This is a genomic window from Martinezella sp. CNPSo 3957, from assembly GCF_057784395.1.
In genome coordinates this window covers 68,998-83,009 of the sequence record NZ_JBXSOU010000004.1, presented here as the reverse complement: position 1 = coordinate 83,009, position 14,012 = coordinate 68,998, and the positions used below count along the sequence as shown (strand labels likewise).

The 14,012-nt window shown below is 59.1% G+C and carries 14 protein-coding genes; 3 read left to right on the top strand and 11 right to left on the bottom strand.

Features of this window, described 5'->3' with window-relative positions; translation table 11 throughout:
* Positions 1 to 29: 29 nt before the first annotated feature.
* The 3 genes from AC13QE_RS11810 to AC13QE_RS11800 are packed head-to-tail and all read right to left on the bottom strand — an operon-like array spanning position 30 to position 3,756.
* Positions 30 to 1,580, bottom strand: coding sequence for a sugar ABC transporter ATP-binding protein (locus AC13QE_RS11810; protein WP_488483809.1), 1,551 nt, complete (start codon positions 1,578 to 1,580; stop codon positions 30 to 32).
* Positions 1,577 to 2,986 (bottom strand): FGGY-family carbohydrate kinase, encoded by a 1,410-nt coding sequence (locus AC13QE_RS11805; RefSeq protein ID WP_488483808.1) that lies wholly within the window; start codon positions 2,984 to 2,986, stop codon positions 1,577 to 1,579. Before AC13QE_RS11805 ends, AC13QE_RS11810 begins: the two co-directional genes overlap by 4 nt.
* Positions 2,983 to 3,756, bottom strand: coding sequence for a DeoR/GlpR family DNA-binding transcription regulator (locus AC13QE_RS11800; RefSeq protein WP_488483807.1), 774 nt, complete (start codon positions 3,754 to 3,756; stop codon positions 2,983 to 2,985). The genes AC13QE_RS11805 and AC13QE_RS11800 overlap by 4 nt, the downstream gene beginning before the upstream one ends.
* Before the next feature lie 170 nt (positions 3,757 to 3,926).
* Between AC13QE_RS11800 and AC13QE_RS11795 the strand changes: the two genes are divergently transcribed.
* Genes AC13QE_RS11795 through AC13QE_RS11785 form a run of 3 tightly spaced genes read left to right on the top strand, consistent with a single transcriptional unit; the run spans position 3,927 to position 7,128 of the window.
* Entirely contained in the window at positions 3,927 to 5,006 is a 1,080-nt protein-coding gene (locus tag AC13QE_RS11795) for a class II aldolase/adducin family protein (protein ID WP_488483806.1), read from the top strand.
* Complete coding sequence (locus tag AC13QE_RS11790) at positions 5,003 to 6,286, top strand: FGGY-family carbohydrate kinase (protein ID WP_488483805.1); 1,284 nt, start codon at positions 5,003 to 5,005, stop codon at positions 6,284 to 6,286. Before AC13QE_RS11795 ends, AC13QE_RS11790 begins: the two co-directional genes overlap by 4 nt.
* Positions 6,283 to 7,128: a TIGR01459 family HAD-type hydrolase gene (locus AC13QE_RS11785; RefSeq protein WP_488483804.1), complete on the top strand. Its 846-nt coding sequence runs from the start codon at positions 6,283 to 6,285 to the stop codon at positions 7,126 to 7,128. Before AC13QE_RS11790 ends, AC13QE_RS11785 begins: the two co-directional genes overlap by 4 nt.
* 23 nt (positions 7,129 to 7,151) lie before the next feature.
* On the opposite strand, the gene AC13QE_RS11780 is transcribed toward AC13QE_RS11785, so the two are convergent.
* The 8 genes from AC13QE_RS11780 to AC13QE_RS11745 form a co-directional block, all read right to left on the bottom strand.
* A complete protein-coding gene (locus AC13QE_RS11780; RefSeq protein ID WP_488483803.1) occupies positions 7,152 to 8,081 on the bottom strand; it encodes a GNAT family N-acetyltransferase in 930 nt (309 codons plus the stop codon).
* A 390-nt stretch (positions 8,082 to 8,471) separates the two neighbouring features.
* Entirely contained in the window at positions 8,472 to 9,800 is a 1,329-nt protein-coding gene (locus tag AC13QE_RS11775) for an alpha-amylase family protein (protein WP_488483802.1), read from the bottom strand.
* The gene (locus AC13QE_RS11770; protein ID WP_488483801.1) at positions 9,781 to 10,254 is read right to left on the bottom strand and encodes a MarR family winged helix-turn-helix transcriptional regulator; all 474 of its coding nucleotides are present in this window, start codon (positions 10,252 to 10,254) and stop codon (positions 9,781 to 9,783) included. The genes AC13QE_RS11775 and AC13QE_RS11770 overlap by 20 nt, the downstream gene beginning before the upstream one ends.
* A 249-nt stretch (positions 10,255 to 10,503) precedes the next feature.
* Positions 10,504 to 10,914, bottom strand: a complete 411-nt coding sequence (locus tag AC13QE_RS11765) for a VOC family protein (RefSeq protein ID WP_488483800.1) — start codon at positions 10,912 to 10,914, stop codon at positions 10,504 to 10,506.
* 151 nt (positions 10,915 to 11,065) lie between these two features.
* Entirely contained in the window at positions 11,066 to 11,752 is a 687-nt protein-coding gene (locus tag AC13QE_RS11760; RefSeq protein WP_488483799.1) for a Crp/Fnr family transcriptional regulator, read from the bottom strand.
* A gap of 57 nt (positions 11,753 to 11,809) precedes the next feature.
* Entirely contained in the window at positions 11,810 to 12,601 is a 792-nt protein-coding gene (locus AC13QE_RS11755; protein WP_488483798.1) for an SDR family NAD(P)-dependent oxidoreductase, read from the bottom strand.
* 99 nt (positions 12,602 to 12,700) lie between these two features.
* A complete protein-coding gene (locus tag AC13QE_RS11750) occupies positions 12,701 to 12,997 on the bottom strand; it encodes a hypothetical protein (RefSeq protein WP_488483797.1) in 297 nt (98 codons plus the stop codon).
* A gap of 164 nt (positions 12,998 to 13,161) precedes the next feature.
* The gene (locus AC13QE_RS11745) at positions 13,162 to 13,962 is read right to left on the bottom strand and encodes a bestrophin-like domain (protein ID WP_488483796.1); all 801 of its coding nucleotides are present in this window, start codon (positions 13,960 to 13,962) and stop codon (positions 13,162 to 13,164) included.
* Positions 13,963 to 14,012 lie beyond the last annotated feature (50 nt).

The following is a 14,012-nucleotide window of genomic DNA, read 5'->3' as shown; positions in this document are numbered from 1 at the left end:
TTATTTCCCGTTCTCTTTCTTGTCGCGCTCTATGCGCCTCGCTTGGTGGCGCCGGTCGACAGGGCCATGATGGCCTCCTGGCTGATCGGCCGTTCCTCCGAGCCGGCGATCTCGCCGGCAATGCGGCCTTCGCGCATGACCAGCACCCGGTCGGCGATGCCGATGATTTCGGGCAGATCGCTGGAGATAACGACGATCGCGATGCCGCTCTGGGCCAATTCGTCTATGATCCGATAGATCTCCGACTTGGCGCCGACATCGACTCCGCGTGTCGGCTCGTCGAGGATGATGACCCGCGGCTTGGTTTCGAGCAGGCGGGCAAGAAGCACCTTCTGCTGATTGCCGCCCGAGAGCGCACCGACATTGATCGCCGTGCTCCTGGTGCGGATCGACAACGACGAGACGGCGCTGTCGGCGCGCTTCTTCGCCTTGGCGAAATCGAGAAAGCCGCCAGATCGCGAATCCTCGGAAATCACGCCAATGTTGATGTTTTCGTTGATCGACATATCCAGAAACAGGCCGAGGCCCTTGCGGTCTTCGGTGAGATAGGCAATCCCGGCATCAAGCGCGGCCCGCGGCCCGCGCAAGGAGAGGTCGCGGCCATCGAGTGAAACGCTTCCAGAGGTCCTATGGTCCGCGCCGTAGATGAGCCGCGCAAGTTCCGTGCGTCCGGAGCCGACAAGACCCGCTATGCCAAGCACTTCGCCGGCGCAGGCCTCGAAGGAGCAGTCATGCACCCGGCGGCCGTCGCCAATGTTCTTGACGGCGAGCACCACCTGGCGATCCCTCCCGCCGGCACGGTGCTCCTTCTTATAGAAGGAGGAAAGGTCGCGACCGACCATCATGGACACCAGCCGTTCGGCTGAAAGCTCGTCGCGCTCCAGCGTGCCGACATAGGCGCTGTCGCGCAACACGCTCACCCGGTCGGCCAGGGCGTAGATCTCTTCCATGCGATGGCTGATATAGATGATCGCAATTCCATGGGCCTTCAGGCCGGCAATGACCTCGAAGAGTTTTTCGGTTTCACGGCTTGTCAGCGAGGTCGTCGGCTCATCCATGACGATGATGCGCGCATTCGTCGTCAGCGCCCGGGCGATTTCCACCATCTGCCGTTCGCCTAGCGACAGACTGGCAACCAGTTGGTTCGGCGAAAAGGCGATGCCGAGACGTTTCAGGATTGGCTCGGCGCGCTTTCTGATATCGCCGCGATCGACGAAACCCACATGCGATGGCTCGGCGCCCAGGAACATGTTCTGGGCCACCGTCAGATTGGGTGCGAGCGACAGTTCCTGGTAAATGACGGCAATGCCATTGGCTCTTGCCTTGATCGGGTCGCCGGCGATGACAGGGCGACCGCTGACGAGGATGCTGCCGCCGGGATCGGCCACATAGGCACCGGAGAGCACCTTCATCAGCGTCGATTTGCCGGCGCCATTCTCGCCCATCAGCGCGTGCACCTCGCCCGGATAGACGGTCAACGACACATTGGTCAGCGCCCGCGCATTGCCGAAGGTCTTGCTGATGTTCTGCATTTCGAGAGCAGGGGTGGCGACCTGATCGCTTACCGCAGCTGGGCTCATCGCATCATCTCCTTCGACACCGCCCCGTCCGGCGCTTGTGAGCGCATCGCCTCGACACGGCGTCGCCATTCCCGCCTGTAGGCGTCGAGACCGTTGATGAGGGCCGGGCAAACCTTTTCGGTCTCGTTGCGGAACGGTTGCAGGCCGGCCTGGCGCAACACGAGGGCGGCAGCCCCGAAGGCGCTGCCCTCCGGATTGGAGCTGGTGAAAACGATTTGGTTGCGCAGTGCTGCCAGCATCGGTGTATAGAGCTCCGCTTTGACAAGGCCGCCATCGATGACAACGGCGTTTTCCGAGTGGATCAGATCGAGCGACAGATCCGTCATCAACGTCACGTAGAGCAGCGCAACCGCAGCCTGTTCTTCGCCCGAGACCGCAGGCCCGACAAAGCGGCCTTCGGAATGCGGGAAGGGACCACCGGGGGCAAACGAGGGGAGGGCGAAGCTGCCTTTGGAGATGACGGCTTCGATTGCGGCAACCGAAATCGGCTTCGTCCAGCCTTCGCTCGCGACATCATATTCCCGACCGCCCATGAAGCGGATGGTTGCCGCCGGTGCATGATCGACCGTGACGTTGGCAAGCATGTCGCGGCGCTGATCCAGCGCTTCGAGCGGGCAGGCTTGATTGAAGATAATCACCCAGGTGCCGGTGGAGATCAGCGTGAAATCCTCAAAGCCGAGGGAGCGATAGTAGAAGAGCGAGGAATTGCTGTCGTGCACGCCGTTATGTACGGCAACATCGACGTGTTCGCCGCTGCCGAGCGTCACCGGATAGGTGCCGAGACGCGAGCCGGCCACTGCGAAGCTCGGCATCTTCGCCCGCCAGCCCTTGGTATCCACCAGGCTGCTGAAATCATCGGCAAGCGGTGCCCAGAGGTGCGAATGGCAGCCGAGATAGGAGACTTCGGATACCGCCTTGCCCGAGAAACGCCAGGACCAGAACTGCGGATAGGCCAGGATGGCGTCGGTCTCTTCCAGCATTTCCGGGTCGCGATCGGCAAGCCAGAGCACATGCCGGCCATAATTGAAACCGAGCGGCAGGCGAGGGGAAAAGGTCTCCGAAAAACTCGGGATGAACAGGTCGATCCGCGCGGCAATGTCCGCCGGCGGCTCCTGCTCGTAATCGAGGATCGGATGGCGCAGCGCATTGCCGCCGATCAAAGCAAAAGTGCACCCGTGGGCAGAAAAGGTGACGTGGCGGACCCCATGTGTCTCGACGGCGCGGGCAAGCTCGCTTTCCATCCAGGCAAACAGCGTGCCGTCGTCGAGAACACGAAGATCGCCATCATCCAGCCAGATCGGCTTCGTTCGCCGTTCGGCAAGGACTAGGCCATTTCCGTCGATGACAAACAGCTTCGAATTCGTCTTGCCGAGGTCGAAAACGGCGATGGGCCGATGCGTGCTCACGCGACACCCCCGACATTAGCAATCAGAATTGTCACGCCGGCATTTTCCAGCATGTTGGCATTGGCATCGGACAGGCCGTCGTCGGTGACGATCGTGCCGACGCGCGCGAGCGGCAGGACGAGGTTGCGCGGCTGGATGGAGAATTTCCGGCTGTCGGCGAGAAGCACGATCTCGTCGGCGCAGGTACTGAGTTCGCCGATCGCCTTGATGAGTAGCGGATGGGATTCAAAAAGACCTTGCGCGCCGATGCCTTGGGTGCCGATGAAAAAGCGCGAGGCGAAAAAGTTCGGCGCGCCGGCGGCCGGATCGTGAATGATGCCCGGTTCACGATAGAGCTCACCGCCGGCAAGGCTCAGATGGCAGCTACCATGTTCGCCGAGATAGGCGGCAAGCGGCATGGAGTTGGTGTAGACGCGCAAGTTGCGCCGCGCCAGACGCATTCCGAGCTCAAAGCAGGTCGACCCGGCATGCACAATGATGGAATCGCCGTCCCGCACCAGCGATGCAGCCTTTTCGGCGATCGCGCGCTTGGCCTCGACGGCGATATCGCGGTTTTCGTCGAAGGGGCGGGCTGCGAGGCGCCCGCCGACTTCGAAAGCCGATATTCCGCCATAGACCTTCTTGGCTCGACCGGTTTCGTGGAGCTTGTCGATATCGCGCCTAATGGTCGCCGGTGAAACGCCCAGCCGGTCTTGAAGGTCTCGAACCGAGGCAAACGGCGTCTCGCGAAGCAGGTCCGTGATGATTTTGTGCCGGTCGGCGTCGTTCACGCAATTTCCTCCCGGCTTCTCCCTGCCGATGATTGAATGTAATCACAATGATTGGCATTTCGCAAGCATGCGTGACGTAGAAACTTCATCGTTGACGATATTCAATCTAATACATACCATGAAGATAAAGTTTGCTCACCGTTGGGTGAGGGGCATCATGAGGATGGAGGATGATCTTGACGGTGGCACCACGCGGCTCGGATGGTGAGTTCGAACGGTTTTTGACTCTGTCCAAAGAGATTGGCGCCGACATTCTCAAGACGCAGGGTGCCGGCGGCAACACGTCGCTGAAGGATGACGACATAATGTGGGTGAAGGCCTCGGGTACCTGGCTTGCCCAGGCCGGAGACCGTGACATCATGGTTCCCGTGCGCGTCACGCCACTGGTCGAGGCGCTGCGGCAGGGGGATCCGCGTGCCGAAAAGGCGACCGATTTTGTCATCGGCGCCTTGAATACGAGTGGCCTGCGGCCTTCCATCGAAACGAGTTTTCATGCGGCTCTGACAAATCGGGTCGTTGCCCATTACCACTGCGTCAACGCGATCGCGCTTTCGGTGCTGGCGCAACGTGACGAGATCCTGAAGACAAAGCTCGACACAACCGGAATGAAATGGGCAACGACGTCTTATCGGCGTCCCGGAACGCCGCTGGCGCGGGAAGTTGATCATGCAGCTGCCGACAAGCCTGACGTACTCATCCTCTACAACCACGGTATCATTGTCACCGGTGAAACCGTCGGGGAGGTGTCAGGCCGGATCAAACGGGTGACCGCGGCGCTGGAGGTGCCTGTCAGGCAGGTTTCCCAGCCGGATATCAGGGCATTGCAGCGCATCGCGGAGGGAAGCAGCTATGCGCCGGCCTCCGATGGAGCCAGCCATCAGCTGGCGCTCTCGCCTGAAAACATCAGGATTGCCACGGGCGGGTCGATGTATCCGGACCATGTGATCTTCCTCGGCACGAAGATCGGGCTGCTGGAAGCCGGCCAATCGCTACAGGCCTATCTCGAAGGCTTTGACGGCACTGAGGGCGGTACGCCGAAGATGATTATCGTTCCCGGTTCCGGCGTTCTGGTGTCGAATACGCTGACCCCCGGTGGCCAGGTGATGGTCCGCTGCCTGGCGGAGGTCGTATCCCGCATCCCTGATGGCGCCGACGTCGTTTACCTCTCGCAAGCAGACGAGTACGAACTCACCAATTGGGAGGCCGAGCAATATCGTCAGGCGCTCGATCGTGGAGCGGCAAAGTCGTGACATCCAGGCAAACCTCTGCCCTTGCGACCATCATCGGCATCGATATCGGAACGTCTGGCGTTCGCGCCGCCGCTCTTGCTGACAATGGCGATCTGGTTGAGATCGCGAGCGCACCTTTCTTGGACGCGCATGAAGGTCGAACGCCGTCGAGCTGGTGGGCTCGGACATCGGCCGCTTTGATGGAACTTGCTGCAAAAACAAGTTTCTCCTGCATCCGCGCGATTGGTGTCGATGGAACGTCCGGAACGGTCCTTGCGATCGACAGCGCGGGCGAGCCGGTCGGTGCGCCCCTGATGTACAATGATGCCTGCCCGGATCCATCAATCGTCGAGAGCGTTTCGCGTCATGCGCCAGCCGACAGTCCCGCCCGCGGTTCCAGTTCCGCCCTCGCAAGGGCGATCCATCTCTCGCGCCAGCCTCAGGTCTCGCGAGTGGTTCATCAGGCTGATTGGATTCTGATGAAGCTCGGTCATGATGGCTGTGCGAGCGATGAGAACAACGCGCTCAAAACCGGGTACGATCTTGTCGCCGAAGAGTGGCCCGACTGGATCGAATGGGCAGGACTGGACCGCCGGCTGCTGCCGGCCGTTGAGCGGGCGGGAGCCCCTTTATCGGTGGCGACGGGTTTTATTCGCAGTCTTGGCGTCGACAGAGCCTGCCGCTTTCACGCCGGGACGACGGATGGTTGCGCCTCCTTTCTTGCAACCGGGGCCTCGCAGATCGGCGATGGCGTCACCGCGCTCGGCTCCACACTCGTTCTCAAACTCGCGTCGGAGCGGCCGATCAATGCGCCGCAATATGGCATCTATTCGCACCGGGTGCTGGATTTCTGGCTGCCCGGCGGCGCCTCCAACAGCGGCGGCGGCGTCATTCGATCGCTGTTTGATGATAGCAGGCTCGAGGAATTGACAAAGCGCGTTGACCCCGATCAGCCGACGGGGCTCGATTTCTATCCGCTGCCGAAGGCCGGCGAACGCTTTCCGATCAGCGACCCGAATTATGCGCCCCGGCTAGAGCCGCGCCCTGCCGATGAGGCGATATTCTTTCAGGCCGTGCTTGAGGGCATTACCGAGATCGAGCGCCTCGGCTATGAACGACTGACTGAACTTAGTGCTGCACGGCTGCGATCGGTCAGAACTGTCGGCGGCGGCGCGAAAAACCCGGCATGGACCCGGATGCGGCAGGCGGCCCTTGCCGTGCCTTTTGCAACGTCGAACTCGACGGAAGCGGCCGTCGGTACTGCCTCCCTCATTCTTCAATGGCAGGATAAACAGCGGTGACAATTGCGCCATATACCACCCTTGCAGCACTGATCGACAATTACGACTACTTCCTGATCGATCAGTTCGGGGTGCTGCGCGATGATGAAGGCGCCTATGATGGGGCAATTGCGGCGCTGCGCGTGCTGAAGGATCATGGCAAACACGTCATCGTGCTTTCAAATTCGGGCAGAAGCGGCGAATACAATACAGAACGCTTCGTCCGTCTTGGCTTCGAGCGCTCGCTTTTCGAGCATTTCGTGACCTCGGGCGACGTCGCCTTCGAGATTCTATCGGCCTCGCCTGAAATTGGACAGGGCATGAAGGCCTTCACGATTTCCAGTGGTGGCGATCACGACCTTGCTGATCGTCTCGGGCTTACCAACGTGTCGCGGTCGAATGAAGCCGATCTCATTATCATTTCCGGCAGCGAGGCGGAAAAGATTGAGCTCGACGATTATCGTCGGCAACTGGCGCCAGCGGCAAGCCGTCACGCGCCCTGTTTCTGCACCAATCCCGATATTCATAAGCTTGCCGGCGGAAGGACCGCGCCCGGCGCCGGTGCGATCGCCAGAATCTATGAGGAGCTTGGCGGTAAGGTGCACTGGATCGGCAAGCCATATCGCGAGATCTACATGCTGGCTATATCCCGTTGGATGAATGCCGAACCCGGCAGGATCGTCTGCATCGGGGACAGTATCGAGCACGACATCAAGGGTGCGGGCGATATGGGTCTGGCCTCCGTGCTGGTGCGTACCGGCATCCTCGCAACCGCCTCAGTGCAGGAACTGGCCCAGCTGACGCGACGACACCATGCAGTTCCCACCTACCTGTTGCCGTGCTTTTCGGTCGACGCAGCGTGAACGGTGCGTGCTTGTCCCTGTGCTCAAAGAAAATGGTTCGAAACTCTTGGGTTGATGCGGCGGATCTTGCGCAAAGTCTGGTAGAGGGTGTTCGACTTCATCACAATGTAGCGCGGAGAAACGGTGCCGCCGAAGCCGGAATAGAGCAGGATGGAACCGGCATTCGCCACACCGTCAAAGTCGAAGACCAGCCCCATCGAAGCGGCATTTTTGATGGCGCTCCAGATCAACAGAGGGATCGCGCCATTGCCGCTGTCGGCCGTGCGGGTCGATAACATGTAGTAATAGGATCTGGCATCCCAGACACAAAATATAGCCGCCCTGACATCCCCTTTGTCGTCCACCGCGACGTAGAAATGACCACGTCCGCGGTCAAGTGCCCTGGTGACGACATCTATGCAGGTGATGAAGTCGATATTGGGTTCCTCACCTTTGGCCCTAAGATTGGCGATGGAAAAGCGGAAGAATGCCTGCGGGTCCATGATGTTCGAGACGCCGTAACGCTCCTCTGCCCGACGGATGACATTTCGTGTCTTGTCCCGCATGGCTTTCCACATGACTTCCAGAGGGGCCGGGCCGACTTCGAAGGTGAACTGGGCCGTTACCTCGAAATTCTCGGCCTGAAAAGCAAGCACGTCTCTGACGTTGTGGTGCAGCTTCTGACGGAATGAGGAGAACTGCGGCAGCTTGCGGATGAGCTCACGTGTGATCGCCTGACGCTTCACGAAGCGGTTCGGCTCGCTGCCGGAACCGTCGTTGATGCCCGGGCCGAGAAAGTGGGTGAGGGTCGGCATATTGATGCTATGCAGACCAAGTCTCGTTTCCTTGAGATAGGGCAGCCGGCCCACTGTCCGCCCGCCTTCGGTCACTTCGGATATCTCGGCTCGTCCCTTCGTCGCAGCATCGAGCCACCAGTGCTCGTGAAATATTGTCGGTATCAAAGGATCCAACACTCCGGGCCTCCTCCAAAAGAAATGTGCAAACTTGCTTCTTTAATTGGTCAAGTTGCTGCAACATCCCCAAAGTACCTCTCTTAGCATACTCAAGCGCCCTCAGAAATGGAGTAATAATTTTTCCGATTTGAAAGAAATTCTTCAAATTGACAGCTGATTATATTAATGGGACGAGCAGTATATTAAGATAGTTTGCGCTCAAACGCGGCAATGATTGATGCCGCAACATCTCGAAAGCGTCCTTAGGCTCTCTCGACCATATTGCCTCGCTCGACGCATTGCCTCTGTCGTTACAGCGACCACGGAAGCGCTCGGCGCACAGAGCCGACGCGACTTTCTCCACCAAGCGTGGCTTGTTCCGAAAATGTGCCCGATGCACTCAGGATATGATTATTGTTTCTCCGTCGAAAGCACGGCCCAGCCGTATCCAGGCAACCGGATCGAAGTCGATCGATCCAGCTCAGTCGTTATTGCTGCAGCGGTTCCCGCAAGCACGTTTTTGGCCCCCGGTGCAGGGAGAATAGCGTCGCCATCACGGAGATTAAGGGCGACGAGGATCGTCTGGTTGTTTGCTTCCATGGCCCAGACGGCCTGCCGGGCGGTGAGGTGAATTTTTCGGCTTTTGGCTCTGACGAGCCAGGGATGATGGCGGCGAACCCCAATCAGCTGCTGATGAAGTCGATAAATCGGCCAGCCGAATGGAGCGAGCTCCTCGGGCCTTGCGGGAAAGGCAGGCCGGATTGCATCATCGCCGCCGGCCCGGTTTTCCTTGACGCCTCGGAAAGCTTGCTCGTCACCGGCATAGATGGCCGGCGTGCCGCCGACTGTCATAAGAATGGCAAGAGCGTGAGCGATGTGCCGTTCATCAGTCAACCGGCTTGCCAGCCGCGTGACATCATGATTGCCGACAAAGGTGAGTGGTACGAAACGCTCCAGGAACCCATTGTGCCGCTCCAGCGCCCACTGAAGTTCGAACAGGTTGCAGTCATTGATCGCACTCCAGATCGCCTTCCACAATTCGTACTGCGTCACTGCGTCGACGCCGGTCGCCGCTACGAAGCCATTGTAGTCGCCGTGGATGACCTCGCCGAATATGTAAGCGTGGGGATGGCGCTGGCGGACATCCATCAACACCGTTTTCCAGAATGGGCGAGATACTGCATAGGCTGCGTCAAGCCGCCACCCTGACGCGCCGCGGTCCAGCCAGTGGTTCATAACGCTTGTCACATAGGCGGTAACATCCAAAGAATCATGGTTGAACGCCACCAGCGCATGATGTCCCTCGAACGTCGCATAGGCAGGGCCGCCCGTGTCGTCCTTGCCGCCGAGCAAGCGGAACCAGCTCGCCTCCTGAGAGGCCGTTCCATTCTCAATGGCGGCACGGAAAAGCGGAAAATCCCTTCCGGCATGGTTAAAGACGCCATCAAGGATGACTTTCAATCCACGTCGTCGCGCCTCCATGATGAGCTGGTCGAAATCGCAATCGTCACCAAGGCGGGGGTCGATGCGAAAATGGTCGATCGTGTCATAGCCGTGTGTCGATGAGGCAAAGATCGGCCCCAACAGCAGACCGGATGCCCCCAGCGCGACGGCATAGTCGAGCCAATCGACGATATGGCTCAGGCGATGATGAATGCCCGCATGAGCCCTCTGCTCGGCGCCGACGAAACCGAGGGGATAAATGTGCCAGAAGATGGCGCTATCGATCCAATGCGTCATGAGCGTCGATCTCCAATCTGCCTTGATCATCAAAGGCGAGCTTGAGCATAATGTCGGTGGCCGCGATCAAAGCCGTGCGCTCGCTTTCTGAAAGCACGCGCAACATCGCCTCGCGCAACCACGCCTGTCGCGCGCGCAGATCATTTGCGAGTACCGTCTTGCCCTTCTCTGTCAGAGCGATGATCAACGCTCGCTGGTCAGCCGGATCTCTCCTGCGTTCGATCAGTCCGTCGCCTTCAAGACCGGCTACGATCCGCGTCAGAGATTGAGGCTGAAGGCGTTCCTCGATCGCCAGTTGCACAGCGGGCATCGGTCCAATGCGACCGAGCGTTCCCAGAAGACTGATAGCAGCAAGCGTCGGCGCGCCTTGCGGGCGCTCGCCGCGCAGCCTCCGTCCGAGCGCCAGGACAGCGCGCAGGAGAAAGAGGGCTTCTTGATCGACTTCATTTGTCATATGCTACGCATAGCGTATTAATTGAAGGAAGGCGAGCATTCATCACCATTTCCCCACCGCGGATATAAGTGGTACGCCGGTATCTGAACCGCGTGGTCGGCTTCGACGGCACATCCTTTCCAGGTCTCGCCCGGTTTTTCAGATATTTGGGACGCAATCGCTGAAGGACAGCTTTGCGCCCCAATTTGGCTCTCGTCATTTAAATGGTACGCTCGGAGCCGCCCGCTTTACCGCGCGACCTGCCGAGCTTCAGTCACCGGCGGACATTGCGCTCGGATCCATCCATACTGCTTCCCAGACGTGACCGTCCGGATCGGCGAGATTGCGATTGTAAAGGAAGCCGAGATCCTGCCTTGGATTGATGTCGGCTTGCCCGCCATGGGCCGCGGCGGCATCATTCATCTGGTCGACGGCCTTGCGGCTCTCGCAGGATACAGCCAGCATCACTTCGCTTGAGGTTGCCGGCGGGATCGGGCGGCTGGTGAAACCGCGCCACTTTTCGTGAGTGAGGAGCATGACGTTGATCGTCTCGCTCACCACCATGCAGGCCGAGCTATCGTCACTGAACTGGGCGTTATTGGCAAATCCCAGAGCCTCGTAGAAGGCCTTGGACCGAGCCAGGTCGGCCACCGGCAGGTTCACGAAAATCATCTTGGTCATTTTTGGTTTCCTTTGTTCACGGCAGGACAGGGTCGCATCCGCGGTCGATATCCGCTGGTCGACGCCCGCCGTGACCGTTGCGGTGGTTGCTTGCCCGGTAGAAATGCCGCAATCCGGCCGTGAAAGAATTGATGTTTGGTAAGAAATCGCGTCAGCCTCTGTCTGGCCTTGTGATAGCGATTGTCTTTCGCAGCCGGCTGAGGCTTTCGGGGGTGATGCCCAGCCAGGCGGCGATGTGATGCTGCTTCAAACGCTTATGCAGTTCCGGCTCCTTGCGGATGAAATCGATATAGCGCTGCATCGCGTCGTCATGCCTGAACGCAATCTCGCCCGGTTCTTTGTCGATAATCCAATGGCGCTCCATGTACCTGATATAAAAGGCGGCAATGTCGGCAAAGTCGCTGACGAGCAACCTAAAAGCCGCAAAGTCATATTCGAGGACGGTGGTGTTCTCGATCGCCGTAATCGCGAAAGGGCTGGGCTCGCCGAGCAGGGTCGCGCTGACCGAAGAGGCAATGCGGTTCTCAGGAAAGAAGCATTTAATAATCATGTTGCCGTCGCGGCCGACATAGCGCTGACACAGCAGGCCTTTGACGACGAAGGCATAGGTCGTCGGTACGTCGCCCGCCCGAATGAAGGGCTCCTCCTTACGGTACTGTCTCGGCCGCAGGAGTGATGACCAGGCGAGCTCGGCTTTTTCAGACAGAGGGGTGTAGGTCCGGATTTTGGTGAAGAATGCTTCTGTGTTCATGAGCTCAATCCGCGAGTTGGCGATGATTTTAATCTGGCCCATCTCATCGCCGTGGGAAAAGAGTAATCTGGTGGCATCCGGCGACATTTATGGGTTGCGCTTGGCGCATCTTGCCGCCGGAGTTCGTTCGTTTGGTCGCGCTGGTCAGAACGCGCTCTTCACCACTCCGCCATCGACCCGAAGCGCTGCGCCATTGGTAGCCGAAGACAGCGGGCTTGCGACATAGGCGACCATGGTCGCGATTTCCTCAGGCTGCGTGAAGCGCTTGATCAGGGAAGTCGGCCGGATTTTCTCGAAGAATTCGGTCTCGAATTGCGCGAAAGTCTTTCCTTCCGAGCCGGGCAGCGCGGCGACGAAATCGACGACGCCGCGCGATTTCGTTGGGCCTGGCAAGACGCTGTTGACCGTGATTCCGGTGCCCGCAACGGATTCCGCAATACCGCGCGCCACCGCAATCTGGGCCGTCTTGGTCACGCCGTAATGCACCATCTCGGCGGGAATATGCACGCCGCTTTCGCTCGAAATGAAGATGATACGACCCCAGTTACGCTGGCGCATCGAGGGCAGATAAAGGCGGGCAAGACGAACGCCAGAAATTACGTTGACATCGAAGAACCGACGCCAGTCAGCGTCCGGGATCTCTTCGAACGGCTTGGGTTCGAATATCCCAAGATTGTTGACGAGGATCTCGACATTCGGAAAGCGCCTTACGATTTCATCAGCGGCCTGCTCGGTTGCGAGATCGCCGGCAAATCCCTCCACGCGGCCGCTTCCAATCGCAGCAAGTTCGGCAACCGCACGATCGACCGCTTCTTCGGTCCGCCCATTGACAATAACGTGGGCACCCTCGCGCAAGAGAGTTGTCGCGATTGCGTGACCGATGCCGGCGGTGCTGCCGGTGACCAGAGCTAATTTGCCGTCGAGTTCGAGATTCATGATGCTTCTCCAATGAAAACGTCAGAGGGTGGAATGTGTAGAACGCCTGAGCGCGCGCCGGGCGTTCAACCGTGGCTGTCACCAGGGCATTTAGAGCTTTCAGGCAAATACTGCGATACAGACCGACAGCCAGAGCAAGGCAGTTCCAAGCGCCAGCGCTCGCCGTGCGCCGACCACCTTCTCTTCATCCTCGCGCGCCACCGGAGTCGTTACGATCCAAGGAACGGAACCCAGCGCCGCAAAGCCGCTGAGTGCCAGGGCTACCACAAAATAATCCGAGACATGCCAGCGCCCTTGCTCATAAACGCCCCAGTAGCCAAGGAACGCCATCCCAACTGCGAACATGGTTGCCGATGCCGAGCAAAGCCCGGTAACCGAGCCTGCCGGCGCGCGCATCCCGCTTCCTTCCGGTGTTGATCCGTTCATGATAAGCCCACGACAGCAAACAGCTCCTTCCATCATGTCAGCAATTGAGCAGAAGGTGAAGCGACTGAGGGTGTTGCTCCAGGGGAGGTCATCGCAGGAGCGCTACGATCCACATATATGCTAGACTGCGATTTCTAGTTGCGCTGCATGTCGGTCAGCGCGTGTCGCATGGATGTGCTCGAAATACCGAAAAAGCCGCCATAGGGAAGGTCGAGATCCAGGATGACGAACATGACGCTTGCGACGGAGACGATGGCCACAAGGACAATCGCGCCGGCGAGCGGGTTTTTGGGAGCCTGAAGCCCGAAACTCAAAAATACCAGCATAAGCCAGAAGATGAGAACGCCAAGAAATGGCGCAGAAAGCGAGCCATGTGCATCTTCGATGACGGTCCATCGCGCGGCCATGACATTGCTGAAAAGCTGACTGCAGCGGGTCGCAAGGGCCTGATGCAAGGGGTCGGCGGGCTGCAGGCGGTCAATGTTAAGCCCGACATTATTCAACATCGATCCTAGGGCCGGCGCCTCGCCGGTCAAAGGCAAGTCCGAGATGTCAGGATATTTCTCGCCCTGCGGAGGCGCTTCATCGGGCCAGGTGCTGGCAATGACGGCTGCGGTATAGCTGCGCAATAGCTGCCTCTCATTGTCGAGGGCCGAGCCGTAATTTTTCAGGCAACCGTCCATCTCGGCGAGACCCGCAGCATAACGATTGCGATCGTGGGAGGCGGCAGTGAAGGCATTGAGTTCCGATGCCAGCAACAAACTCATGACAAGGGCTGCAAAAGTCACGAGCAGTGCGGTTACCACCCGAAGAAAGTCCATTGTCTCGTTGCCGCGATGCGGCTCAGGCAATTTGGCGCGCAGTATCGAGCCGACGAAAGCGCCCAGGACAAGAAGGATAAGCAAGACCAGCGACCAGATCGCTTCTCGTTGCATCGAACATGCTCCAACTGCATCTAATCGTTGAGTATGTCACGTTCCAGCAT